Source organism: Pectobacterium jejuense (genome assembly GCF_026800125.1).
In the GTDB taxonomy this organism is placed as follows: domain Bacteria; phylum Pseudomonadota; class Gammaproteobacteria; order Enterobacterales; family Enterobacteriaceae; genus Pectobacterium; species Pectobacterium jejuense.
On the sequence record NZ_JAPQKX010000009.1, the window covers coordinates 1 to 26,292 of the forward strand.

A 26,292-nucleotide genomic window follows, 5' to 3' on the forward strand; every position below is an offset into this window, starting at 1 on the left:
ATTACCGAGTGGGGATTTTTTCAGCAAAGCGAATTAAAAGACGCCGTTATGCCGGATTTTTCGCCGCTAATTGAGCGAAATCCTGAGCGAAACGGGAAACCTGCTGCCAGTCTGTGTATTCAATCTCTTTGGTACTATCTGTTTCCCCACCCGTTATACGCATAATGAGTTGAATCATTACCCGATCAAACCAGCTGTAGCGTGGGTAGCGTAGGGCGCCAGCAAACACGCAGCACAAATCTGGCTGCCAGGGAGAATTCAGCAGGAACTTACGCGTATAGGCATTGGTTTGTATTGTGCGCTTTTCTGGCTTACGCGCAGTGAGGTTCACGGAGAAGAATGCGCTGGGTCGCTGCTGTAGAGAAGTCAGATGCTTACGGATAAATTGATTTACCGCCGGATGAAAGCGCCCATATCGAATCGATGCACCAATCGCAACCCGATCGTATTGGCTCAGATCGATATCATTCGCATTGAGTACGTTAACAACATCACACTCCAGGGTTCCCTTCAGCGTATTTGCAATATAGGAGGCAATCGCTCTTGTTTGCCCATCCCGACTCGAAAACACGATCAAAGCTTTCATTGTTCTTTATCCTTATGGAGACTATTCCCGCCAGAAGGTTGGCGTAAACAGCACTAAAAGCGTGAAGACTTCCAAACGACCGAACAGCATTGTCAGTATCAGAATCCATTTCGCCGTATCATTCATCGAGGTAAAATTCTCAGCGACAACGCCCAGCCCCGGCCCCAGGTTATTCAATGTGGCCGCGACCGCCGCAAACGCGGAGAAATCATCGACGCCTGTCGCAATGACGGCCAGCATGCTGACAATAAAAACCAGCGCATATGCGGAAAAGAATCCCCACACGGCTTCAAGGATGCGTTCAGGCAACGCACGATGACCCAGCTTAATCGTATAAACCGCATTCGGATGCACTAAACGCTTAAGCTCACGCGATCCCTGCAGGAAAAGCAGCAGGATACGAATCACTTTCAAACCGCCCCCAGTTGAGCCCGCACACCCGCCAATGAATGCAGAGCACAGAAGCAAAACTGGCAGGAAAAGTGGCCACGATGCAATGCTATCCGTGGTAAACCCTGCCGTTGTCGCCATAGAGACAACCTGGAAGAACGCCTGATTGATCGTCTGCATCCCGCTGTCATAAACGTGGTGGAACCACAGGACAATCGTACACACGGCCACCAGCGACAGCTGAACAAAGATGAACATGCGGAATTCTGGGTCACGCCAGTATACCTTCAGGCTGCGACCGCTCAGCAGGGCAAAGTGCAAGCCAAAGTTACAGCCAGAAATCAGCAGGAATATCGCGATGATGGTGTTGATCGTTGGACTATTGAAGTAGCCGATACTGGCATCGTGGGTAGAGAACCCACCGACAGATACCGTAGAGAAGCTGTGGCCAATCGCATCGAATACTGGCATTCCAGCCAGCCAAAGCGCGACAGCACAGGCAATCGTAAGTAAGAGATAAATCAGCCACAGCGTTTTTGCCGTATCGGCAATACGCGGGCGCATTTTGTTTTCCTTCAACGGCCCCGGCATCTCCGCGCGATAAAGCTGCATCCCACCAACACCAAGAATCGGCAGGATGGCAACGGCGAGTACGATGATCCCCATCCCGCCAAACCATTGCAGCATTTGTCGATAAAACAGGATGGCTTTAGGCAGTGAATCCAGCCCGACCAGCGTAGTAGCACCCGTTGTCGTTAGGCCAGAGAACGATTCGAAAAAAGCATCCGTTACGCCCAGATTAGGATGTTCCGCAAACAGGAAAGGCAGCGCACCGACGCTTCCCAGCACCGTCCAGAAGAGAACAACGATCAGGAACCCTTCACGAGATTTCAGTTCATGCTTCTGTTTGCGGTTTGGTAACCACAGCATGATGCCAATCGCCAGCGCGACAATAAATGTCTGCGTAAACGCTCGGCCTGCGCCATCGCGGTAAATTAATGCCACCAGTCCGGGAATAACCATTGTCCCGGAAAACAGGATAACCAACTGGCCGACAATACGGGTTATGGCGCGCAAGTGCATCGCAGGGAATTCCTTAATGATTCATAAAAAGCGCTGGGATTATTATGGAATCGGCAATAAATGCAACGCGCCGCGGCTTAAATCACGCAATTTCATTGCCGCCTCCTCGGTTCCCCTAACGGGGATAGAGAAGCGCAATACGACTTCCACGCCATACTCACTATGCAGGACTTTTCCACCAAGCTGGAAAATCAGGGATTCCACCAGGGGCAACAGTGCATAGTCACATTGTAAGCCATACTCTTGTTGCAATACTTTCTCTTGCAGCGATAGCAGCTTCAACGCTTGCTGAACGCCACCGCCATACGCCTTCACTAACCCACCCGTGCCCAGCGGGATTCCGCCATAGTAGCGTACGACCACGGCCGTAATCTCACCGACACCGCTTCCCATCAGTTGCGACAGCATCGGCTTACCCGCCGTGCCGGAAGGCTCACCATCGTCAGAAAAACCAAGCTGCTGGGAATCGTCAGGCGCACCCGCAACAAACGCCCAACAGTGGTGACCCGCCGAAGCATGCTCTTCCCTGACATGCTGGATAAATGCTTTCGCCGCGTCGATTCCTGGCGTTGCCGCCAGGATCGTCGTAAAGCGACTTTTCTTGATTTCCTCGCTGAAGCTCACTGGCGCAGCAGGAATGAGATACGCTTGCATCAGGCCAGATTCAGGTCGCGCGTCATGTTCTCCACGCGCCCTTCATGAATGACAATATTATCCTCGATACGGATACCACCAAACGGTTTCAACGCATCGATTTTTTGCCAGTCAAAGTGCTGACTCAATTCTCCCTCACGCCACGGAGCAAGCAAGGATTCGATGAAATAGATGCCCGGTTCGATCGTCATGACCATGCCGGGTTCAAGCACGCGAGTACAACGCAGATAAGGATGCTGCGACGGTGCCGCCAGATGTGTGCCGCGATCGTCTTGCATAAATCCGGCGACATCATGCACCTGCAAGCCCAGCGGATGACCAAGACCGTGCGGCAGGAAAGGCGATGTCATCCCCTGCTCCACCATGGCCTCTTCGCTGATGTCCCGCACCAGCTGATGTGATTCCAGCAGCTTCGCAATCCGCTGATGCATCTGAAGATGGTAATCGGTATAACGCACTCCCGCCTGAACGGTATCAATCAATGAAAGCATTTCCTGATTGAGATCTTTAATCAGCGAGGCAAACGCGCCATCGCTCTGTGCGGAATAGGTACGGGTAAGATCGGCGGCATAGCCGTTATATTCCGCACCCGCATCAATCAGGAAGCTGCGAACATCGGAAGGCACCTGATGATCGAGCTGGGTATAGTGCAACACCGCGGCGTGCTCATTTAGCGCAATGATATTACCGTAAGGAACATCGATATCCCGATGACCGGTGGCCGTCAGATACGCCAGATTAATATCAAATTCGCTCATCCCGGACAGGAACGCTTCATGCGCCGCCCGATGACCAATAACGGCAGTCTTCTGCGCTTCACGCATGCAGGCCAGCTCGTAATCGGTTTTATAAGCCCGATGGTAATGCAGATAATCCAGCACGCCCTGAGGGTTAATATTGTCTGCCCGAATCCCCAAATCCTGCGCACGCTGCGGGGCATAGCCGATATAGGCAACACGCTCACGCTGCGAGGGAAGCAGTTGCCCAATATCATCGGCATTCCGTAGCACGGTAATATCGATGTCTTCAGTCCAAAAACTCTCGGGGACGGGCGCAACGTTATGCCAGTAATCCACCGGCGAGTAGAACCACAGCTTCGGCGGATTAACGCCGTCAACCCATAGCCAACAGTTCGGCACCTGCGTGACGGGCACCCAGGCTTTAAATTGCGGGTTAACTTTAAAAGGATAGTCGTGATCGTCCAGAAAAACGGTCAACAGCTCACCAGAGTGAATCAGTAATGCGTCAAGCTGATGGCGCGCTAAAACCGTCTGAGCACGCGCTTGCAGCGTAGCCAGATGGTGATGATATAAAGAAGCCAGCTTTTCCATGAGTATCCTTGTACGTCACGACATGATCTCTCCATTTTAACACAGGCATTCCCCAAGGGCAGCGTCCGGTGCTTTGTGATCGATTCGGCAAAAAATTAATCTCTCGTTTGCAAAACGTTAACATTAAAACCACAATTCGATTATCTGGTCATACCAGATCACTCACACAAACAGCGGAGATAAACATGCTTTATCAAGGTGAATCCCTCTACCTTAACTGGCTTGAGGACGGCATTGCCGAGCTGGTATTTTCTGCCCCTGGCTCCGTAAACAAGCTAGATACCCGCACGGTTGCCAGCCTGGGTAAAGCGCTAGACGTTCTGGCGGAACAGCCGAACCTGAAGGGCTTACTGCTACGCTCTGATAAACCGGCATTTATTGTCGGTGCCGATATCACAGAATTCCTTTCTCTTTTTGCCGCACCAGCCGAAAAGCTGCATGAATGGCTTGTCTTCGCCAACCGTATTTTCAGCCGCCTTGAGGATTTGCCCGTTCCCACGCTGTCCGCGATTAATAGCTATGCGTTAGGCGGCGGGTGTGAATGTGTGCTGGCAACAGACTTTCGTTTAGCGACGACGGATGCACGCATCGGGTTGCCTGAGACCAAGCTGGGGATCATGCCGGGCTTTGGCGGCACGGTCAGGCTGCCACGCCTGCTGGGTGCGGACAGCGCGCTGGAGATTATCGCCGCAGGCAAAGACATCAGCGCAGCCGATGCCTTAAAAGTGGGGCTGGTGCAGGCCGTTGTCACCAATGACAAGCTGGTTCCCGCCGCCATCAAGATGTTGAAACAGGCGATTAACGGCTCACTGGACTGGCAGGCTTATCGACGTCCGAAACTTGAACCGCTGAAGCTCAGTAAGATCGAAGCCATGATGAGCTTTACCACCGCTAAAGCGATGGTGCTACAAACTGCGGGCAAGCACTATCCGGCACCGATGCTAGCGGTAAAAACCATCGAAGCCGCCGCACCCATGACACGCGATGACGCATTGCAGCTTGAGACGCAGCACTTCGTTCAACTGGCGCGTTCAAATGAAGCTCGCGCACTCGTTGGCATTTTCCTTAACGACCAATATGTTAAAGGCAAAGCGAAGAAGCTGATTGGCGATACGTCCGTACCGAAGCAGGCCGCCGTACTGGGGGCAGGCATTATGGGCGGCGGCATTGCCTATCAATCTGCGTTCAAAGGCGTGCCGATTCGGATGAAAGATATCAACGAGAAGCCGCTCGCGCTGGGGATGAATGAAGCAGCCAAGCTCCTGAATAAGCAGATGGAGCGCGGCAAGCTGGACGGAATGAAAATGGCGACGATTCTAGCTAGCATCCAGCCAACGCTGGATTACGCCGGATTCGAGCGCACCGACATCGTTGTTGAGGCCGTGGTTGAGAACCCGAAAATCAAAGCCAGTGTGTTGGCAGAAACCGAATCGCACGTGAGTGAGAATACGATTCTGGCCTCGAATACCTCAACGATCCCGATTGCTTCACTGGCTGCATCGCTAAAACGACCGCAAAATTTCTGCGGGATGCACTTCTTCAACCCGGTACACCGCATGCCGCTAGTCGAAATTATTCGCGGCCCTCAAACCAGCGACAGCACCATCGCCAGCGTGGTGGCTTACGCCAGCAAGATGGGTAAAACACCAATTGTCGTGAACGACTGCCCCGGATTCTTCGTGAATCGGGTGCTGTTCCCCTACTTTGCTGCGTTCAGCCTATTGCTCAGAAACGGTGCCGATTTCCGCGATATCGATAACGTCATGGAGAAAAAATTCGGCTGGCCGATGGGTCCGGCCTATCTGCTGGACGTTGTCGGTATTGATACCGCTCACCATGCTCAGGCCGTCATGGCAGAGGGCTTCCCACAGCGCATGGCGAAAGACTATCGCGATGCGATTGATGTGCTGTTTGAACACCAGCGTTTCGGGCAGAAGAATGGTCACGGCTTCTACCGTTATCAAACCGATAGCAAGGGGAAGCTGCGTAAAGAACAGGATGAGGCTGTAGATGCGATCCTTCAGGACATCAGCCAGCCGAAAAAAACGTTCAGCGCAGAAGAGATTATCGCTCGCATGATGATCCCGATGATTAATGAAGTCGCGCGCTGTCTGGAAGAAGGTATCGTCGCCAGCCCGGCCGAAGCGGACATGGCGCTGGTATACGGGCTAGGTTTCCCTCCCTTCCACGGCGGCGCCTGCCGCTATCTGGATACCTTGGGTAGCGAACGTTATGTCGAGATGGCGCAACAGCTGGCACACCTCGGCGCCATCTATCAGGTGCCTGACGGCTTGCAGCAAAAAGCCAAAAGCAATGAAGGCTATTACCCATCGGTCGCGCCACACGCGGACGTTTCTTACGGTCAACCGGCATGAGGACAGGAAATATGGAAAAGGTAGTGATTGTTGATGCCGTACGTACGCCGATGGGACGCTCCAAAGGTGGTGCTTTCCGCCAAGTGAGAGCCGAAGACCTGTCCGCACACCTGATGCGTAGCCTATTGAGCCGTAACGCGGCGCTGGACGCTCGTGAGATCGACGATATCTATTGGGGATGTGTGCAACAGACGCTGGAGCAAGGCTTCAACGTCGCCCGCAATGCCGCGTTGCTGGCAGAAATCCCGATGAATGTCCCTGCGACCACGGTTAATCGGCTGTGCGGTTCCTCCATGCAGGCGCTCCACGATGCCGCCCGAGCCATTATGGTGGGCGACGCAAATGTCTGCTTAATTGGCGGCGTCGAGCATATGGGGCATGTGCCGATGAATCATGGCGTCGATTTTCATCCGGGACTGAGTCGCACCACGGCTAAAGCTGCGGGTATGATGGGACTGACGGCTGAGATGCTGGCGCGTATGCACAATATTGGTCGTGAGATGCAGGATCAGTTCGCCGCGCGCTCACACCAACGCGCCCACAGCGCCACCCAGTCAGGGGCATTCCGTAATGAAATCGTCCCCACGGCGGGACATGACGCAGACGGCGTACTGCAACGCTTCGATTATGACGAGGTCATTCGCCCGGACACCACCGTCGATAGCCTTGCCGCACTCAAACCGGCATTCGATCCGGTTAACGGTACGGTGACAGCCGCGTCATCCTCGGCGCTGTCCGATGGCGCCGCAGCCATGTTGATCATGAGCGAATCCCGCGCGGCATCATTAGGCTTACCCGCACGGGCTCGCATTCGGGCGATGGCCGTGGTTGGCTGCGATCCTTCGATTATGGGTTACGGCCCCGTCCCAGCGACCAAGCTAGCATTGAAGCGGGCAGGATTGAGCCTCACCGATATCGGCCTCTTTGAACTGAATGAAGCATTCGCCGCCCAGACGCTGCCCTGTATTAAAGATCTGGGGCTGCTGGAACAGTTGGATGAAAAGGTCAATCTCAATGGCGGTGCGATTGCGCTGGGTCACCCGCTCGGCTGCTCGGGCGCACGCATCTCTACCACGTTGATTAATCTGATGGAAAGCCGCGACGTTCAATTTGGCGTGGCGACGATGTGCATCGGGCTGGGACAAGGCATTGCGACGGTATTTGAGCGCGCCTAAACACAGGAAAGTTCTGACAGAGCACGACTAGAAACCAAAAATCCCACGGTCGTGGGATTTTTATTTTACTGCTTATGTCTTACTGCTATCGACGGCTTTAAATAAACGAAAACGCATCGCTGAACATATGCGCTGTCAGCGCGCCGCGCTCGTTACAAAAACGCTCACGTGCAATTTTCGCCATTTCAAAGCGACCAGCAATATAGATATCCTGTTCTGCCAGTGAGCCGTAATCCTGCAATACCGCGCTCAGAACGGTCCCCGTTCTGCCATCCCACCCTGCTTCCGGCTGCTCGACTACCGGCACTACGCGCAGATTCGGGTGCTTGGCCGCAAAGCCTTCAAGCTCGGTTAAGTCATACAGATGCTGGGATTCACGTCCACCCCAGTAAATAGCGATATCGCGCTCGGGTTGCTGCGCCAGCGCGGTCAGCAGAATAGAACGCACATACGAAAATCCGGTTCCGCCCGCAATCAATACCAAAGGGCGCGTACTCTCTTCTCGCAGCCAGGCTTCGCCGTGCGGGATATCGACCGTCAGGGATTTTTCCTTATGAATGCGTTCCATCACGGCCATCGCGTAAAGATTCAGTTCGGACGCCCCAATGTGCAACTCAATAAAGTTTTTATCCATCGGGGTCGATGCCAGTGAAAAAGGACGCTTATCGCGATCGCCCATCACCACCATCAAATATTGGCCAGCCCGAAAGGAAAACGGCGCTTCAGGTAACAAACGAACGCGATAAACCGTATCGGTTATGGCTTCGACCGAAGTCACTTTACAGCTCAATGTTGTCATGCATTCCCTCTATAGGGTCATAAAAGCAAAACTGAGAACAGAGCAGCAGCCCTTAACGCCGAGGCTCTCTGTCACTAAAAATGGCCAGTTCGTCCCATATTTCATCAATGCGGGCACAAACCTGTGGATCTTTTTTGATGGGGCGACCCCACTCACGCTGCGTCTCGCCAGGCCATTTATTGGTGGCGTCCAGACCCATTTTGGAGCCAAGGCCAGAAATCGGCGAGGCAAAATCAAGGTAATCTATCGGCGTATTTTCTACTAATACCGTATCGCGCGCCGGATCCATACGCGTCGTGATCGCCCATATGACGTCGTTCCAGTCACGCGCATTAACGTCATCATCGCAGACAATGACAAATTTCGTATACATGAACTGGCGTAAAAAAGACCAAACGCCCATCATGACGCGTTTAGCATGGCCCGGGTACTGTTTCTTCATGGTAACGACCGCCAGACGGTAAGAGCAACCCTCCGGTGGCAAATAAAAATCAACAATCTCAGGAAACTGCTTTTGCAGGATCGGCACGAAAACTTCGTTCAACGCCACGCCCAAAACAGCAGGTTCGTCCGGTGGACGGCCAGTATAAGTCGAGTGATAAATGGCATTCTGGCGCTGAGTAATATGCGTGACGGTAAAGACCGGGAAATGATCGACTTCATTGTAATAGCCGGTATGGTCACCATAAGGCCCTTCCGCTGCCATTTCTCCCGGTTCAATATAGCCTTCCAGAACAATTTCCGCACTGGCGGGGACTTCCAAATCGTTCGACAGACACTTCACCACCTCGGTCTTGTGCCCACGCAGCAAACCCGCAAAGGCATACTCCGATAGCGTATCAGGGACAGGCGTCACCGCACCGAGGATCGTCGCAGGGTCAGCGCCCAATGCGACAGACACGGGAAAGCGCTGCCCAGGATTTTCCTGACACCACTCCTGAAAATCCAGCGCGCCGCCGCGATGAGATAGCCAGCGCATGATCAGTTTGTTTTTACCCAGCACCTGCTGGCGATAGATCCCCAGATTCTGCCGTTCTTTATGCGGCCCGCGCGTTACGGTGAGCCCCCAGGTAATCAGCGGTGCGGCATCTTCCGGCCAGCACTGCATCACCGGAATCCGGCGCAGGTCAACGTCATCCCCCTGCCAAATCTGTTCCTGACACGGCGCAGAAGACAGGCGTTTCGTCGGCATATTCAGTACCTGACGGAACTTCGGCATTTTATCTACCAGATCGCGGAACCCTTTAGGCGGCTCTGGCTCTTTCAGAAACGCCAACAGCTTGCCCACCTCACGCAATGCGCTGACGTCTTCCTGCCCCATTCCCAACGCAACACGTTTCGGCGTGCCAAATAAATTGCACAGCACCGGCATGTCATAGCCTTTGGGGTTTTCAAACAGGAGCGCAGGGCCTTCCGCACGCAGCGTTCGGTCGGCAATTTCCGTCATTTCAAGGTAGGGATCGATGGGCTGGGTAATGCGTTTCAACTCCCCTCTCTCTTCCAGCAGTGAGAGGAATTCGCGTAAGTCACGGTATTTCATGCTATTCATCGGGGGCAGTCTATCGTTCTGGCTATTATAAAGTCTCTTCGCCAACCTGTCGCTTCCCGCAGCGCCTATTTATGGTAAGAATCTGCTCACTATCAAGAATCCGATCGCCAAAATGTGGTAACAAAAATATCTGCCGAAAATTTTTTATCCGTGCTCGCTTTTGTTATGCTTGCTCGTCGGAATCATAAGTCTGCGAAATTATGGAAGCCTGGTACTTACTGTATTGTAAACGTGGTCAACTGCTGCGAGCGAAAGAGCATCTGGAACGTCAGGATGTCACCTGCGTGAGCCCGATGATCACGCTGGATAAGATCGTTCGTGGTAAACGAACGGAAGTGTGTGAGCCGCTGTTCCCGAACTACCTGTTTGTGGAGTTCGACCCCGAACGCATCCACACCACCACCATCAGCGCGACGCGTGGGGTGAGCAACTTTGTGCGATTCGGTGCACTGCCCGCGACCATTCCGCAGCAGGTTATCGATGAATTGTCACTTCGCCCTATTCAGGGAATCATTGACCCACTGACGCCACAGCCCGGCGATAGCGTGGTCATTACCGATGGTATTTTCTCTGGTCTTCAGGCTATTTACACCGAACCTGACGGCGAAGCCCGCTCGATGCTGTTGCTGAATATGTTGAATAAACAGGTCAGACAGAGCATCGATAACCGCGAGTTTCGCAAAGCCTAGTCTTTTGAAAGAATAGTCCTTTGAAAACATAGCCCTTCGAAAAACGTAGTCCGACGTTCCTTGTCTGTTTGCCCTACCCGGCGCGTTTACACCGCGCCGGATGAGAACAGGCTTAGCGCTGCATATGCTGATCGTGCAGCCACTGTGCGACACGCTTAGCAAAATAGGTCAGCACCCCATCTGCACCCGCGCGTTTAAAGCACAGCAGAGACTCCATCACCACCGGTTGTTCTTGCAACCAGCCATTCTGAATCGCCGCCATGTGCATCGCATACTCGCCAGATACCTGATAAGCAAACGTCGGCACGCCGAAGGTGTCTTTGACGCGACGCACCACATCCAGATAAGGCATCCCCGGTTTGACCATCACCATATCCGCGCCTTCCTGCAAATCCTGCGCAATTTCTTGCAAGGCTTCATCGCTGTTAGCCGGATCCATCTGGTAGGTTTTCTTGTTGCCACCTTTCAGGTTGCCGGCTGAGCCCACGGCGTCACGGAAAGGCCCGTAATAGCACGACGCATACTTAGCCGAGTACGCCATGATCTGGGTATTGATCAGATTTTGCGCTTCAAGGGTGTCGCGAATAGCACCGATGCGACCGTCCATCATGTCGCTAGGCGCAATAATTTCTGCACCGGCTTCTGCGTGGGACAGCGCCTGACGCACCAAAATCTCCTTGGTGACGTCGTTAATCACATAGCCATCCGCATCAATAATCCCGTCCTGCCCGTGCGTGGTATAGGGATCGAGCGCCACATCCGTCAGCAAACCCAGCTCTGGGACCGCGTCTTTCAACGCGCGGATTGTGCGAGGAACCAGACCATCCGGGTTATAGGCTTCTTCGGCATATAACGATTTCTTATCCGCTTCAATCACGGGGAACAGCGACAGTACCGGAACGCCTAGCTTAGCGATCTCTTCGGCTTCTTTCAGAAGCACATCGATAGTCATCCGGTATACCCCCGGCATTGAGGGAACTTCCTGACGATGATTTGTCCCTTCCATCACGAAAACGGGATAAATCAAATCATTCACCGTCAGCTGATTTTCAGCAACCAGACGACGGCTGAAATCATGGCGGCGAATGCGACGCATACGTCGGCCGGGGAACGTGCCGGGAAAAGCAGTGCTCATGTCATTATTCTCCTGAATCAGGCCAGCCGGAAAACCCGGCGGGCATTTTCATCTGTTGTCTGTCCCAACCATGTGGCATCTTCTCCACGCCACTCCGCAATCTGGCGAATAATATGAGGCAGATAACAGGGTTCGTTACGACGGGAGGCCGGTTTAGGGCGCAAATCCCGGGGTAACAGATAAGGTGCGTCGGTTTCCACCAACAGCCGATCGGCAGGAATATGCGGCAGTAAGGCGCGCAGCTCAAGCCCGCGACGTTCATCGCAAACCCAGCCAGTAATGCCAACCATCAGCCCCGCAGCCAGACACTCATCCAACTCATGACGATTGCCGGTAAAACAGTGAACGACAGCGGCAGGTAACTGACTCAACCACGGCGTCAGCAGAGAGATAAAGCGAGAATGGGCATCACGACAGTGAAGGAAAACGGGCATGGACAGTTCGGCCGCTATCGCTAGCTGCGCACTGAATGCCCGTTCCTGCTCTTCTGGCGTCGAAAAGTTACGGTTGAAATCCAGCCCGCATTCGCCGATGGCAACCACGCAGTCGGCGCTTGCCATATGATGAATCTGTTCGGCAATAGCGTCATTCCATTGGCTGGCATCATGCGGATGAACGCCCGCCGTTGACCAACAGTAATTGGGATAGGCTTGCGCCAGTAACATGGCCTGATGGCTTTCCTGAGCGTTTGTTCCGGTGATCAAGATGCCACTGACACCCGCTTCCTTTGCCCGGATGACGACCTGCTCCCTGTCTTTTTCAAACTGAGAACTGGTTAGGTTGACACCGATATCAAACATGACTCTCACCTGCCCGTGACCGTTCGCCGATTTCACGCCGGCGAATAAAAAAATAAGACCTCTCAAAGAGAGGTCATTTTACCGTCCTACCGCAGGAAACCGTGCGTTACTGCGATGGCTCTTCGGTTTCAGCGCGTCGGCCTTTGCCAACATAAAACCGCGAGAAGAAGACGCCGATTTCAAACAGCAGATACATGGGAATCGCCAGCAGCGTCTGCGAGAAAACATCCGGTGGCGTTAGCAACATACCGACAACGAACGCGCCGACCAAAATATAAGGGCGCTTTCTTTTCAGCTCTTCCGGCGTCACCACGCCACTCCAGCAGAGCAGCACAATGGCAACTGGCACTTCAAACGATATCCCGAACGCCATGAATAGCGCCATAACAAAATCGAGGTAGTTATTGATGTCCGTAGCAATCAGCACGCCAACGGGGGCGGTTTTCGCAAAAAAGCCAAACGCCAGCGGGAACACCACGAAGTACGCGAACGCCATGCCCATATAAAACAGCAGACTGCTGGAGACCAGCAGCGGCATCATTAAGCGACGCTCGTGTTTATACAGGGCTGGAGCCACAAATGCCCACACCTGATACAGCACCAGCGGCGCAGCGACAAACACTGAGACAATCATCGTCAGTTTTATCGGCGCAAAAAAAGGTGAGGCGACATCGGTCGCGATCATGCTGGCTCCCACCGGTAATTGCTCAATGAGCGGTGCGGAAACCAGTTGATAAATGTCGTTGGCAAAGTACACCAGCGCAATAAATACCGCCAGCACACAGATAATGCTGTTCAGTAGCCGCTTACGTAGCTCAATCAGGTGGCTAATTAGCGGTTGAGTCTCTTCATCGGCCATAAACTAACGACTATCACTCGGTTGGCGGGCAGAAACAGCAGAAGACTGGGACTGCTCAGGTTTGACATTATCGCTGCTGACAGCGTCATCAATCGCGGCGTTGTGACCATCATGGTGATGTTCAGCCACAGTAGCGCTTTCAGGTTTAGGCTGACTGGCTGCCGGACGTACTGCGGTTTCCGCTTCAATCACCCCATCGTAGGCCGCTTCGGGATCGCTCAGCGGGGTGTTGTGCTGTGGTTCCACCGTCGCGCGATGCCCTTCGGACGTTTGATGGTCATCTGGCTTTTGCGGCGACACTGTCTCGGTATAGCCACGTTTCATCGCTTCTGCCGCTTCTTTGAGTTCATCCATTGAGGCTTTCAACTCAGGCGACAGATTCTGCAAACTGGCTTTTTCGACTTTCTTCAGGCTTTCCTGAAACTCCTGGAGTTTCAGCTCCTGCGACAGTTCATTCTGAACCGTAGACGCCAGCGAACGCAGCGTCCTGATCCAGCTTGCAACCGTTCTGACTGCCACAGGCAAACGCTCCGGCCCGAGGACAATCAGGCCAAGAACCATCACCAATAGCAATTCACCAAAACCGATATCGAACACAGATTACACCTGCTCTTTATGCTGGCTCTTCGTTTCGCCCGGCTTGACGTCCGATTGGTTGTCAGCGATAGACTTGGTAGAGAAATCGGCATCTGGCTGCGTTTTGTCTGCGCCAGTAGATGGCTGATCGTCACCCATCGCTTTCTTAAAGCCTTTGATGGATGCACCCAGATCCGAACCCAGCGTTCTCAGCTTGTTGGTTCCGAACAGTAAGATGACGATAACTGCGATAATCAACAGGTTCCAGAGACTAATACCACCCATAACATTTACCTCTTTTCAAAAAGGGGGACGACAGAATTCCCGTAATTATACCGGGTAATTCTGGCGTGCATCATGATCTGCTTCAACGAGTTCGACGCCAGCCGATAATCCAGGCAACAATTCCTGCTGCCATCAGCCCCGCGGGAACCATATCGGCTTCAACACGGCTGATCAGTAACAACGTACCACTGATTAGCAACGTTGCGCCAATACCCAAAAGATATCGTGACTGTCCTTGACGAGACTGCTGCGTCTTCAACTCATAAGCCAGCTGATCGACGCTTTGCTTTAACATCTTATGCTGACGTAACCCGTCATAAAATAATTCAGGGACTTCCGGCAATTTTTCAGCCCAGAACGGTGCCTTTTCTTTGAGCGCACGGAAAACCGCAGGCAAACCAACCTGCTGTTTCAGCCAGTTTTCCAGAAACGGCTTGGCGGTTTTCCACAGGTCGAGCTGCGGATAAAGCTGCCGACCCACGCCTTCGACATACAGCAGCGTTTTTTGCAGCAGCACCAACTGAGGCTGTACTTCCATATTGAAGCGGCGCGCCGTATTAAACAAATTCAATAACACATGGCCGAACGAAATTTCTGCCAACGGCTTCTCAAAGATCGGTTCACAGACCGTACGAATGGCAAACTCAAAATCTGCAACATTGGTGTCCGGAGGCACCCAGCCCGAATCCACATGCAGTTCGGCAACTTTGCGATAATCGCGATTGAAGAAGGCAATGAAATTCTCAGCCAGATAGCGCTTATCTTCTTTATTCAACGAACCAACGATACCGCAATCAATACCGATGTATTGCGGATCTTCCGGGTGCTCATAACTGATAAAGATATTGCCGGGATGCATATCCGCGTGGAAGAAACTGTCGCGGAACACCTGTGTGAAGAAAACCTGAACGCCGCGTTCTGCCAGTAGCTTCATATCCGTGCCATTGGCTGTCAGCGCGTCGACATCAGAAACAGGAATACCGTAGATTCGTTCCATCACCAACATGCCTTCGCTGCAGTAATCCGAATAAACTTCCGGCACATACAGCATCGGGCTGTTTTCAAAATTACGCCGCAGCTGGATAGCGTTTGCCGCTTCTCGCAGCAAGTTCAGCTCATCAAGCAGCGTTTTTTCATATTCCAGCACCACTTCGCGCGGACGCAGGCGACGACCATCCGGCAACAAATGGGGCAACCACCCCGCCAGACGTTTCATCAAGCGCATATCCGCCTTGATGACAGGCAAAATATCCGGGCGAATCACCTTGATAACGATCTCTTTGCCCGTGCTTTTCAGGCATGCGGTATGCACCTGTGCAATCGAGGCAGAGGCCAGCGGTTTGATGTCAAAATCATCAAACCACTCTTCAAGAGGGATTCCCCCCATCGACAGCTCAATTTGCTCACGCGCCAATTTGCCATCAAACGGCTCAACCTTATCCTGCAACATCGCCAGTTGATCGGCGATAGCTGGAGGGAACAGATCGCGGCGTGTAGACATCATCTGTCCGAACTTAATCCACACGGGACCCAGTTCCTGAAGCGCCAAACGCAGACGCTCGCCTAGAGGCTTATTGCGGTGACGATTGGGTAACCAGAACAGCAGACGACGACCCGCACGTAACGGTAGCGTCAAACGCATTTTAGGAATAAGTTCGTCCAGACCATAACTCAACAGCACACGCACAATGCCGTAAAGGCGGCGTAATTCACTGGGCGTCATCGTAAAGCCTCCAGCTTCGCCAGCCGTTCGGACAACGTATCGGCGGATTTATCCAGCGCAACAATTTCCTCATGGAACCAGGCGTTTTCCAGTTTTCCTGGGGCTAGTCGCCACTCTTCCGTTAGCGTCTCAGACAAGAAATGTTGCTGCTGATGTAATGAGCGTCTCAGGAAGCTCAGGGTTTTCTGTGCCGTTTGGGTAAGCCCCTGAGCAACAATATCGCCCAGATAGGGGGACAACCACTCCGCCGGGTCGAACTCCGCCAGATCAACCAGCACGATGAACTGTTGAACAACTTGAATATCGCCTTCTATCACCAGTTCGCCGCTGCGCATCAGCGACGATAGCTGCTGACGATCGCGTAATTTCATCAGAACCGGAACGCGTGTTTTCAGGCAGCAATCCGCTGGCTCGCCCCATTGGCTGATCACGTCCAGCCGCTGTTCGTTAAACACCAGCACCAAGGGCATATCCAGTTCAGCCAGCTCGATCTGAAGTGTTTTCCCCTGTAAGCGCTGGCGGGCAGACTTCATGCTGCGATCGCAAGAAACCGTATCGTGAAAAAGCAGCTGATTCAGCGCGGTTTCCAGCGTAGCAGTCAGAAAAGACGTTATCAGCATTGGCGTTTCCAATCAGAATTTAAACCCACGATGCAGCGCAACGATTCCACCAGTGAGGTTGAAATAGTTAACACTGTCAAAACCGGCATCGATCATCATCCCTTTCAGCGTTTCCTGATCGGGGTGCATGCGGATAGATTCCGCCAGATAGCGGTAGCTCCCAGCATCACTCGCCACGGCTTCGCCAATCCTTGGCAGGATATGAAATGAATACGCATCGTAAACGGTGCTCAGCTGTTTAATGATCGGCTTGGAAAACTCCAGTACCAGCAAGCGACCACCCGGCTTCAGCACGCGGTACATTGAGCGCAGCGCTTTATTTTTGTCCGTCACGTTGCGCAGACCAAAGGAGATAGTAATGCAGTCGAAGAAGTCATCAGGGAACGGCAGCGCTTCAGCATTGGCCTGCACGTAGTTGATGTTGTCGATAATGCCTTTGTTACGCAGTTTTTCGCGGCCCACTTTCAGCATTGATGCGTTGATGTCCGCCAGAATGACTTCACCGCCTTCGCCAACCATGCGGGAGAATTTGGCAGTTAAATCCCCTGTGCCTCCGGCAAGATCCAGAACTCGCTGGTTACGTCTTACTCCACTACATTCGATAGTGAAACGCTTCCAGACACGGTGGATACCAAAGGACATCAGGTCATTCATCAAGTCATACTTTGCTGCTACAGAATGAAAAACCTCAGCCACCATGACTTCTTTTTCATCCCTGGCGACAGTCCGAAAACCAAAGTCGGCCGTTTTCTCCTGCTCACTTGCCATCTTATCCGCCTACTATTTAAGTCAAATTTCGGGTCTACCCATTAATGGTGAGAGTGTACCAGACCCGTATAAAAACCCCACTGCACTAATTTCGCATAGCATGGAGGCCAAGCCCACGAAATTCATACCTATTTAGTACGAATCAGTACGGGTAGCGAAAGGGGTTTCCCCTTCTTCGCCCTCCGTTTTCACGGTGGGCGAAACAGCGTCGGGTGCTACGGAATCCGGTAATTCATCGCGTTCAGCGTGCTCATGGGCCGTTGCTTTTTCTGCTAATGACGGGCTAATCGTGCGTTTGATTTCTACACCCAGCGCACGGAACCCCTCAGCCTGGCCAATAAGGTTACCACGCCCAGAGGAAAGTTTATTCATCGCCTGACGATAAGTGCCCTGCGCTTTATCCAGACTCAGCCCCAGCGCTTCCATATCATCGACAAACAACCGCAGTTTATCGTACAGCCGCGACGCTTTTTCAGCGATCTGCTGTGCATTGCGGCTCTGTTGTTCATAGCGCCATAAATTGTTGATGGTGCGCAAGGCCACCAGCAGCGTGGTCGGGCTGACCAGCATAATATTGTGCTTTAGCGCCTCGTTGATCAATTCGGGCTGGCGATCGATAGCAACCAGAAAAGCAGGTTCGACCGGAATAAACATCAGCACGTAATCCAGCGAACGTAAGCCCGGAAGCTGCTGATAATCTTTGCTACTCAACTGCCGAATATGGCTGCGAACCGAGAGCAAATGCTCGTTCAACGCCACACTACGCTCTGCGTCATCGTCACTATTGAAATAGCGCTCGTAGGCCACCAGCGACATCTTGGCATCGATCACGACATCTTTGCCCTGCGGTAAGCGCACGATGACATCCGGCTGCAGGCGGCTATTTGCCCCCGTCTGCACGCTGACCTGCGTTTGGTACTCATATCCTTCACGCAGGCCGGAGGCTTCCAGTACGCGACTTAACACCACCTCGCCCCAGTTACCCTGCGTTTTGTTATCGCCTTTCAGCGCTTTCGTCAGGTTGATGGCCTCGTGTGCCATCTGCGCATTCAGCTGTTGCAGATTGCGGATTTCATGCGCCAGCGTATGACGCTCGCGCGCTTCCGCACCAAAGCTGTCCTGAACCTGACGGCGAAAGCCATCAAGCTGCTCACGCAGCGGCATCAGCAGCTTATCCAGACTCTGTTTATTTTGTTCATCCACCTTGCGGCCGCTGTGTTCAAAAATCCGGTTCGCCAGATTCTCAAACTGCGTCGTCAACCGCTGTTCGCTGTTTGCCAGCAGCCGCTGCTTTTCTTCCGCCGCCATACGGGTTTCTTCCAGCCGAATAGTGACTTCCCGCAGCTCCGCTTCCTGCGCGCTGTTGATTTCACGCAGCGTTCGCAGTTCCTGATTGAGCTGCACGCACTCCGCGCGAAGTTCATTAAGCTGTTGTAGCTTTTCATGGCTGGCAGAGAGCTGGGCGTGAACCGTGCGCAGCTCCAGCTCGTTTTGCCGTAGCCGCTGTTCGTCCTGCTGCTTTGCCTGCTGCTGTTCGCTGAGCGATTGCTGAGTCTGCTGCAATGTCTGCGCCAGCAACTGCTGTTCGGTGTCATGCCGCGACAGCTTCTGCTGATGAATCAGGCTGGCAATTAACCACCCGACCAACAGACCCACTGCACTGCCACCCAGACCATAAAATATGCTGATATCCACTTTGCCTCCGCAGGCCTTTCACGCTGTCGGTCAAGGTAAAATGATACTGTATGGATGTCCAGAAACAATTCCGGTGGGGGAAGACGCTGAGCAGAAAAATGCGAGCCGCATTCCATATGAAAATGGATGGATGATAATTTGCAGAAGAATCAGATCGGTAACGTTGGGGGAACGGAAGGTACAGCTTCAATCTATTCCAGTAGGCGTTATTGGTGCAGCCAGTTTGGACTCGGACAGCGCACAGAAACCGGAGCGTACACGTAGTACGTGAGGATTTCGAGCACTGCCCAGGTTCAAACTGGCAAATAAAATAGCCTAATGGATAGATTCTTAAGCTAAGCGCTGCTTCGCATCGCTAATCGCTTTAGCGACCTGCTGCGGTGACACGCCACCTTGTGCAGCACGCTTATCCAGGCAGGATTGCAACGCCAGAATCGGGTACACATCCTCGCCAATCACAGCGCTGAATTTTTGCAGATCGGCCAACGGCAACGCTTCCAATGCTTTGCCCTGACGAATGGCTTCAACCACCGCTTCACCCACGATATGGTGTGCTTCACGGAACGGAACGCCTTTCGCGACCAGATAATCCGCCAGCTCTGTTGAGTTCGCGTAGCCTTGCTCGGCCGCTTCCTTACAGCGCGGACGTTTAACCTGAATACCTTCCAGCACCAGACCCGCCATCATCAGGCAGTCGTGCCAGGTATCCAGCGCGTCAAACAGCCCTTCTTTGTCTTCCTGCATGTCTTTGTTATACGCCAACGGCAAGCCCTTAAGCGTCATCATCATGCCAGTCAACGCACCCTGTACGCGACCACATTTACCGCGAATCAGCTCCAGCGCATCCGGGTTTTTCTTCTGCGGCATCAGGGAAGAACCGGATGTCACACGGTCAGACAGCTCAACGAACGCCGCTTCACCGCTGTTGAAGAAGATCAGATCTTCGGCAAAACGCGACAGGTGGATCATGCCGATCGAGGCATCGGACAGCAGTTCCAGTACATGATCGCGATCGGAAACCGTGTCCAGACTGTTACGCGTGGCCGAGGCAAATCCCAGCCAGCCCGCCAGTTGCTCACGGTCGATCGGATAAGCTGTTCCCGCCAACGCACCACAGCCCAGCGGGCTGACATCCAGACGCTTCAGCGTATCTTCCAGACGGCTTTCATCACGCGCCAACATTTCGTGGTAAGCCAAGCACCAGTGTGCAAACGTCACCGGCTGTGCGCGCTGCAAGTGAGTGTAACCCGGCATCACCGCATCCTGATTGGCTTCCGCCGTCGTGACCAGCGCCTGACGCAGCTGGCGAACCGACAGCAGCAGCTCTGCAATCTGCGCTTTGCACCACAGTTTCAGGTCAGTCGCGACCTGATCGTTACGGCTACGACCGGTATGCAGCTTTTTACCTAAATCGCCGACTTTCTCAATCAGGCGCTGTTCAACCCAGCTGTGAATGTCTTCTGCATCGCTTTGCAGGATCATCTCAGGATCAGCTTGCACCTCAACCAGCAGCGCATTCAGCGCCTGTTCTAACTGCTGCTGCTCTTGCTCGCTAAGCACATTGACCGTCACCAGCGCTTTCGACCAGCCGATCGAGCCTACGATGTCCTGTTCCGCCAGACGGTAATCAAACCGCAGTGAGTCATTAAATTGTTTAAAACGCTGATCTGCTGCCTGACTAAACCGACCACCCCACAAAGCCATAACGATTACTCCCAGAATTTAATTCATGTTGGTATCGCATCATGCCATACCCAGAAACGACTTACGCCAGAATACGTGTACCAATCGACACGCCGTTGAACAGCGCAGGTAGCTGCTCAGCATGACGCCAGCTGGCGATATCAACCGGACGCCCCAGCGCACGCGCGGCATCCAGCGCAGCGTTAACCTTAACAATCATGCCGTCGGTGATGATGCCCTGAGCAATCAGCTGCTCGGCTTTCTCTGCCGTCATTTCGGCAATACGCTGGCCTTTACCGTCCAGAATGCCGCTAACGTCAGACAGCAGGATTAAATCCGCACCCAGCGTTTGCGCCAGTGCCGTCGCCGCTTGGTCGGCGTTGACGTTCATCAGGTCGCCCTGCGCCGTAATACCGATGGAGCTGACGACAGGCAGATAGCCCGCAGACAGCAGTGTGTTCAGCAGCGCAGGCGATCCCGCTTCCGCTTTACCCACAAAGCCCAAAGACTCATCGAGCTGCGTGACCGTCGTGCTGCCGCCATCGCCCAGGCACAGGCCGACTGCGTTGATATCATGCTTCTTCGCCCATGACAGCAGCGTCTTGTTGGCAGAACCCGCCAGCGCACCGGTAATGATGTCGATCTGATCGGCTGGCGTGACGCGCAGGCCGTTTTTCTTCACGACTGGCAGCGCCAGCTTTTTCATCAGATCATCAACCAGACAGCCGCCGCCGTGCACAATCACCAGCGGACGCTGATGTTCCTGACGGTAAGCCACCAGCGCGGTGAACAGACGCTCCAGCGCTTCTTCGCTATCCAGTAAAACGCCACCTAATTTGATAATTAACGGATTCATTATGCTTCACGCCTCGAAATGTCGGGACCAGTAGTCATTAAATTAACGATTGGGTTTCAGGGAAACCAAAACGAATGTTCATGCATTGCACAGCCTGTGCCGCCGCGCCTTTCAGCAGGTTATCTTCGGTTGCCACCACGATGAGGTGCTCACCGTCGACGGAGAAACCAATATCGCAGAACGGCAGGCCGACAACGGATTTCAGCGCTGGAACGCCCTTCTCATACAGACGAACCAACGGCTTATCGTGATAGGCGTTGTGATAGGCTTCGGCGACATCCTGCTGAGTGACGCCCGGTTGCAGGCGGCAGGTGATGGTTTCCAGAATACCGCGAGCGAAGTTGCCCAAATGCGGCGTGAAGATCACTGGCGTGCCGAGGTGCGTTGAAATTTCAGGTTCATGACGGTGGTTGAAAATGCCGTACGGTTGAAAACTGACTTCGCAGAAACTGTTGGTCATAGACGCTTTACGTCCCGCCCCGCTCACGCCGCTCACGGCATTAATCACTGGCCACTGCGCCGGGTTCAGCAGTTGAGCGTCCAGCAGCGGCTTCAGCGCCAGCTGTGCGGCCGTTGGATAACAGCCCGGCACTGCAATCAGTTGCGCCTGTTTTACGCTTTCAGCACGCCATTCGGCCAGTCCGTAAACCGCTTTTTCCAGCCAGTCAGGGTGCTGATGCTCAAAGCCATAGTAGCGACGATAAAATTCGGCATCCTGCACGCGGAACGCGCCGGACAAATCAAAAACGGTGCAGCCTGCCGCCAGAAAAACAGGGGCCAGATCGTGGCTGACTTTGTGGTCGGTCGCCAGAAACACGACATCCACGCCTTTCGCTGCTTCTTCAGCATCGGTCAGCGGTTTTACCGGAACATCGATGATGCCTTTGAGCTGCGGATGTAAATCAGAAATCAATTTTCCTGCATCGACACTTTGCGCAGAAACCATCAAAGCGGTTATGTTCATCTGTGGGTGACGGTTCAGGTAGAGCGCAAGCTCAGCGCCGGTATAACCACTTGCACCAACAATCAGCGTATTCAGCATGGGATCCGTATACCTTCTTACTTATCTATGGAACAGGTAACAGGGCTCACCAGCGTCGGTACGCTGTTCACCCGCGAAACTCAGTGAAAGTGACGAATCGCCATCGCCGTACCTTTGGGTTTCCTTTCGCCGAGCATTATTGTATTTTTATTCAAAATAAATGCATGAATATTGATACTATCCTAACCAGAGGCTGTCAACAGTGAAGATGAATTTACCCCCTTTTATTGAGCTATATCGGGCATTGATCGCCACACCGTCCATCAGTGCCACCGACAGCGCGCTCGATCAAAGTAATCATACGTTAATCAACCTGCTGGCAGGCTGGTTCGGCGATCTTGGCTTCCATGTAGAAGTCCAGCCGGTTCCCGGCACCCTCAATAAATTTAATATGCTGGCGCGGATTGGTGAAGGAAAAGGTGGCTTATTGTTGGCAGGCCACACCGACACCGTCCCGTTCGACGACGGCCGCTGGACGCGCGACCCGTTCACGCTGACCGAACACGACAACAAGCTGTACGGTCTTGGTACGGCGGATATGAAAGGCTTCTTTGCCTTTATTCTGGATGCCTTACGCGATATCGATCCAACCAAGCTAACGAAACCGCTCTATGTGCTGGCAACGGCAGATGAAGAGACGACAATGGCGGGTGCCAAGTATTTCTCCGAATCCACGCAGATTCGCCCGGACTGCGCCATCATCGGCGAGCCGACGTCGCTGCAACCGGTGCGCGCCCACAAGGGCCACATGTCCAACGCGATCCGCATTCAGGGGCAGTCCGGTCACTCCAGCGATCCTTCGCGCGGCGTGAACGCGATTGAGCTGATGCATGAAGCTATTTCTCACCTGCTGGTGCTGCGTAACACGCTACAGGAACGCTATCACAATCCGATTTTCCACATTCCTCACCCGACCATGAACCTCGGCCATATTCACGGCGGCGATGCCGCTAACCGCATCTGCGGCTGCTGTGAGCTGCATATGGATATCCGTCCGCTGCCGGGCATTACGCTTAACGATTTGGACGGGCTGCTGTCAGAAGCGCTTGAGCCCGTCAGCCAGCGCTGGCCGGGTCGGTTGACCATCAGCGAGCTGCATCCTCCTATTCCTGGCTATGAATGCCCGCCCGATCACCGTCTGGTGTCAGTCGTAGAGAAACTGCTGGGGACGAAAACGGAAATCGTGAACTACTGCACCGAAGCGCCGTTTATTCAGACACTGTGCCCGACGCTGGTTCTGGGGCCGGGGTCAATCGAGCAGGCGCACCAGCCGGATGAATATATTGATACCAAGTTTATCAAACCAACGCGAGATCTGATCTCGCAGGTGATTCATCACTTCTGCCACCACTGATCCGATGCAAGCGGCCTTGCCAGCCACGCTGGCAAGGCTATTTTGAGATAGCTCATGAAAAAGAAAGACTTCATCGCGCAGGATTTACTGAGCAAAATCTATCAGCACACCGATCCGCTGCCGGAAAAGCTGCCGCCGGAACGCCAACTGGCGGAAGAATACGGCGTGTCGCGCTTTACCATCCGTCAGGCGCTGGAAAAGCTCGCCAGCATCGGCGCGATCCATATGGTACAAGGCTCAGGGAACTTCATTAATCAGGGCGTACGCAGCAATCCGCTGGTGTATAACTCAATTACCGAAAAGAAATTTAATCAGATTTCATTCCGTCTGCTTAGCCTGCATAAGCGGCTGCCGACTCGGGAAGAGCAGCAGGTTTTTGCTATCAGCGAAAATACGTTCATCTGGGAATTCAGCCGATTACGCTACGTCGATAACCGTAAGGTGCAGATCGAGATATCGAAGATGCCCGCTGCGGATTTCCCCGACATGAGCCAGAAGATTATTGAAAGCTCGATTCAGCAGTATGTGCTCAGCAAGGGCTATGCGATTTCACACTACCTGACGCACTATCAGGCGGTTAACGTCACTAAAGCACAGGCTGAGCTGCTGGGCTGTAAGAAAGGCACGGCGGCGATGCATATTCTTAATCGCGGTATTTTACAGGGCGGTCGCGTGTACGAATCGAGCGATATCATCGACATTAACTACGCCTGCACCTACGTCATCCCCTTCAACCGCGATAACTTAACCTTCCGCCAGTCGCCGTAATAGTTCACTCAGGGCGTATGCATCGTACCATCCGGCAGGCGGCTTTGCGTCCACTCGTGCGGACGATAGACGACGGGAAACTCCCGCGCCGCGTCCAGATCGATCCCAACGCCGATACCGGGGCGCTCAATCGGATACAGATAGCCCTTCTCCGGCTCCACCGCCTGCGGGAAGACCTTGCGGGTATTTTCCGGGTAAGCGACAAATTCCTGAATGGCGGCATTGTGCAAATGGATATTCAGATGAATGTTGACCGCCGCGCCGATAGGCGTCATATCCGGTGGGCAGTGCCACGCCAGCCGCACACCAAAGTTCTGACAGAACGCGCCCAGCTTCAGCGCTGGTGTGATCCCGCCAATCTGTGAGACATGGCAGCGGATGAAATCAACCTGACGGTTAATCACCAGATTCTGCCACTCGGCGGGGTTATTAAACAGCTCCCCGGTCGCCAGCGGCACCGCGCTCTGGCTACGGATCTGCGCCAGCCACTCATTTTGCGCAGGTGGCAAAATGTCTTCGATAAAATAGGGGCGATAGGCTTCTACCGCTTTGGCGAATTGTACAGCCTGATTCGGGAACAGACGCTCATGGACATCATGCAGGATGTGGAAGCGATCGCCGTATTTCTCGCGCAGCGCACGGAACATGGCAAGCGTGTTGGCCATGTACTGATCCTGATCGTAATAGGCCCCCTCCGTTGGCTGCCGCGTGCTGTGCAGCGCATCGGGATTACCGCCATAGAATCCTAGCTGGCAGCGGATATGACGATAGCCCTGCGCATACAGCCGATCCACTTCCTGATACAGTCCGTCCAGCGTATCGCTGGCTGCATGGCTGTAAGCGGCAATGGCATCGCGAGATTTCCCACCAAACAGGTGATAGAGCGGCATATCCGCCAGCTTGCCCTTGATGTCCCACAGCGCCATATCGACGCCCGCCACCGCATTGTTAATCACCGGCCCGTTACGCCAATAGGCGTTGACCATCATCATGTGCCACAGATCTTCAATGTGGTTAGCATCTCGTCCTAGCAGCAGCGGTTTGAGGTACTCGTCCACCATCGCTTTGACGGCCAGCGGGCGCTGCTGGAAGGTCGCACATCCATAACCCGTCACGCCTTTATCCGTGTGAACCACCACCGTCACTAAATTATGGCGGTCGGGGCGGGTAACAAGACATTCAATGTCAGTAATGATTGTCGGCAACACAAAAATATCCTCCAGAGCATTTACCGGAATAACGCCACCCGGCAAAAACACAGTCTAAAATCAGTTTCTTTTTTTGTTTTCTACTTATTTTTTCTTTTATTGTAAACCTCTTATTTAAAAGATTTATTTTGGTTTGGAAAAGCCATCTAATTGATAAAAAAACCAGACCAATTATCGAATAATGGCAACAAACAGCCCCTTACAGACTAACCATGTGACGAACTTCATGTTTTATTGGTTTGTTTTTTCCTCTTTAAGTTTTTACTATCGGTGGAAATAATTCGGCCAA

General features: G+C 53.3%; 24 protein-coding genes. 5 read left to right on the forward strand and 19 right to left on the reverse strand.

Going from position 1 to position 26,292, the window contains the following annotated elements:
- Positions 1-46: 46 nt before the first annotated feature.
- The 4 genes from hemG to pepQ are packed head-to-tail and all read right to left on the reverse strand — an operon-like array spanning position 47 to position 4,044.
- Positions 47-586 (reverse strand): menaquinone-dependent protoporphyrinogen IX dehydrogenase, encoded by a 540-nt coding sequence (gene hemG, locus NXT09_RS16355; RefSeq protein WP_268580475.1) that lies wholly within the window; start codon positions 584-586, stop codon positions 47-49.
- Between the two features lie 21 nt (positions 587-607).
- The gene (gene trkH / locus NXT09_RS16360) at positions 608-2,059 is read right to left on the reverse strand and encodes a Trk system potassium transporter TrkH (RefSeq protein ID WP_010298674.1); all 1,452 of its coding nucleotides are present in this window, start codon (positions 2,057-2,059) and stop codon (positions 608-610) included.
- 42 nt (positions 2,060-2,101) lie between these two features.
- Positions 2,102-2,713: an IMPACT family protein gene (locus NXT09_RS16365; protein WP_268580492.1), complete on the reverse strand. Its 612-nt coding sequence runs from the start codon at positions 2,711-2,713 to the stop codon at positions 2,102-2,104.
- Complete coding sequence (gene pepQ, locus NXT09_RS16370; protein WP_268580494.1) at positions 2,713-4,044, reverse strand: Xaa-Pro dipeptidase; 1,332 nt, start codon at positions 4,042-4,044, stop codon at positions 2,713-2,715. Before pepQ ends, NXT09_RS16365 begins: the two co-directional genes overlap by 1 nt.
- A 185-nt stretch (positions 4,045-4,229) precedes the next feature.
- Here pepQ and fadB point away from each other — a divergent pair, with 185 nt between their 5' ends.
- Positions 4,230-6,419, forward strand: coding sequence for a fatty acid oxidation complex subunit alpha FadB (gene fadB, locus NXT09_RS16375; protein ID WP_268580497.1), 2,190 nt, complete (start codon positions 4,230-4,232; stop codon positions 6,417-6,419).
- A gap of 11 nt (positions 6,420-6,430) precedes the next feature.
- Entirely contained in the window at positions 6,431-7,594 is a 1,164-nt protein-coding gene (fadA, locus tag NXT09_RS16380) for an acetyl-CoA C-acyltransferase FadA (RefSeq protein WP_268580499.1), read from the forward strand.
- A 97-nt stretch (positions 7,595-7,691) separates the two neighbouring features.
- Here the strand turns inward: fadA and fre are convergent, their stop codons facing one another.
- Together fre and ubiD are read right to left on the reverse strand one after the other, a co-directional pair.
- The gene (fre, locus tag NXT09_RS16385) at positions 7,692-8,393 is read right to left on the reverse strand and encodes an NAD(P)H-flavin reductase (protein ID WP_010283824.1); all 702 of its coding nucleotides are present in this window, start codon (positions 8,391-8,393) and stop codon (positions 7,692-7,694) included.
- Positions 8,394-8,445: 52 nt separating this feature from the next.
- Positions 8,446-9,942: a 4-hydroxy-3-polyprenylbenzoate decarboxylase gene (gene ubiD, locus NXT09_RS16390; protein ID WP_095993129.1), complete on the reverse strand. Its 1,497-nt coding sequence runs from the start codon at positions 9,940-9,942 to the stop codon at positions 8,446-8,448.
- Positions 9,943-10,142: 200 nt separating this feature from the next.
- Between ubiD and rfaH the strand changes: the two genes are divergently transcribed.
- A complete protein-coding gene (gene rfaH, locus NXT09_RS16395; protein WP_039364226.1) occupies positions 10,143-10,631 on the forward strand; it encodes a transcription/translation regulatory transformer protein RfaH in 489 nt (162 codons plus the stop codon).
- Positions 10,632-10,743: 112 nt separating this feature from the next.
- Here the strand turns inward: rfaH and hemB are convergent, their stop codons facing one another.
- The 12 genes from hemB to argC form a co-directional block, all read right to left on the reverse strand.
- Positions 10,744-11,766 carry a porphobilinogen synthase gene (hemB, locus tag NXT09_RS16400; protein WP_010283816.1) on the reverse strand — a complete coding sequence of 341 codons (1,023 nt, stop codon included), beginning with the start codon at positions 11,764-11,766 and terminating at the stop codon, positions 10,744-10,746.
- A gap of 17 nt (positions 11,767-11,783) precedes the next feature.
- Entirely contained in the window at positions 11,784-12,566 is a 783-nt protein-coding gene (gene tatD / locus NXT09_RS16405) for a 3'-5' ssDNA/RNA exonuclease TatD (RefSeq protein ID WP_268580508.1), read from the reverse strand.
- 106 nt (positions 12,567-12,672) lie between these two features.
- Positions 12,673-13,425: a Sec-independent protein translocase subunit TatC gene (gene tatC / locus NXT09_RS16410; protein ID WP_205552113.1), complete on the reverse strand. Its 753-nt coding sequence runs from the start codon at positions 13,423-13,425 to the stop codon at positions 12,673-12,675.
- Positions 13,426-13,428: 3 nt separating this feature from the next.
- Entirely contained in the window at positions 13,429-14,022 is a 594-nt protein-coding gene (tatB, locus tag NXT09_RS16415; RefSeq protein WP_268580509.1) for a Sec-independent protein translocase protein TatB, read from the reverse strand.
- A 3-nt stretch (positions 14,023-14,025) separates the two neighbouring features.
- On the reverse strand, positions 14,026-14,286 hold the full coding sequence (tatA, locus tag NXT09_RS16420) for a Sec-independent protein translocase subunit TatA (RefSeq protein WP_039285211.1): 261 nt from the start codon (positions 14,284-14,286) through the stop codon (positions 14,026-14,028).
- A gap of 82 nt (positions 14,287-14,368) precedes the next feature.
- Positions 14,369-16,009, reverse strand: a complete 1,641-nt coding sequence (gene ubiB / locus NXT09_RS16425; RefSeq protein WP_268580514.1) for a ubiquinone biosynthesis regulatory protein kinase UbiB — start codon at positions 16,007-16,009, stop codon at positions 14,369-14,371.
- Positions 16,006-16,629 carry a ubiquinone biosynthesis protein UbiJ gene (gene ubiJ / locus NXT09_RS16430; protein WP_039508477.1) on the reverse strand — a complete coding sequence of 208 codons (624 nt, stop codon included), beginning with the start codon at positions 16,627-16,629 and terminating at the stop codon, positions 16,006-16,008. The genes ubiB and ubiJ overlap by 4 nt, the downstream gene beginning before the upstream one ends.
- 12 nt (positions 16,630-16,641) lie before the next feature.
- The gene (gene ubiE / locus NXT09_RS16435; protein ID WP_010283801.1) at positions 16,642-17,397 is read right to left on the reverse strand and encodes a bifunctional demethylmenaquinone methyltransferase/2-methoxy-6-polyprenyl-1,4-benzoquinol methylase UbiE; all 756 of its coding nucleotides are present in this window, start codon (positions 17,395-17,397) and stop codon (positions 16,642-16,644) included.
- Positions 17,398-17,529: 132 nt separating this feature from the next.
- Positions 17,530-19,092 carry a DNA recombination protein RmuC gene (gene rmuC, locus NXT09_RS16440; protein ID WP_268580518.1) on the reverse strand — a complete coding sequence of 521 codons (1,563 nt, stop codon included), beginning with the start codon at positions 19,090-19,092 and terminating at the stop codon, positions 17,530-17,532.
- Between the two features lie 330 nt (positions 19,093-19,422).
- Positions 19,423-20,796 carry an argininosuccinate lyase gene (argH, locus tag NXT09_RS16445; protein ID WP_039278778.1) on the reverse strand — a complete coding sequence of 458 codons (1,374 nt, stop codon included), beginning with the start codon at positions 20,794-20,796 and terminating at the stop codon, positions 19,423-19,425.
- Between the two features lie 61 nt (positions 20,797-20,857).
- Positions 20,858-21,631, reverse strand: a complete 774-nt coding sequence (argB, locus tag NXT09_RS16450; RefSeq protein ID WP_127156635.1) for an acetylglutamate kinase — start codon at positions 21,629-21,631, stop codon at positions 20,858-20,860.
- Positions 21,632-21,668: 37 nt separating this feature from the next.
- On the reverse strand, positions 21,669-22,673 hold the full coding sequence (gene argC, locus NXT09_RS16455; RefSeq protein ID WP_268580521.1) for an N-acetyl-gamma-glutamyl-phosphate reductase: 1,005 nt from the start codon (positions 22,671-22,673) through the stop codon (positions 21,669-21,671).
- Between the two features lie 202 nt (positions 22,674-22,875).
- Between argC and argE the strand changes: the two genes are divergently transcribed.
- Positions 22,876-24,027: an acetylornithine deacetylase gene (argE, locus tag NXT09_RS16460; RefSeq protein WP_131526237.1), complete on the forward strand. Its 1,152-nt coding sequence runs from the start codon at positions 22,876-22,878 to the stop codon at positions 24,025-24,027.
- A gap of 54 nt (positions 24,028-24,081) precedes the next feature.
- The gene (locus NXT09_RS16465) at positions 24,082-24,795 is read left to right on the forward strand and encodes a GntR family transcriptional regulator (protein WP_010283786.1); all 714 of its coding nucleotides are present in this window, start codon (positions 24,082-24,084) and stop codon (positions 24,793-24,795) included.
- An 8-nt stretch (positions 24,796-24,803) separates the two neighbouring features.
- Here the strand turns inward: NXT09_RS16465 and NXT09_RS16470 are convergent, their stop codons facing one another.
- The gene (locus tag NXT09_RS16470) at positions 24,804-26,003 is read right to left on the reverse strand and encodes a starvation-sensing protein RspA (protein WP_268580524.1); all 1,200 of its coding nucleotides are present in this window, start codon (positions 26,001-26,003) and stop codon (positions 24,804-24,806) included.
- Positions 26,004-26,292: the final 289 nt, after the last annotated feature.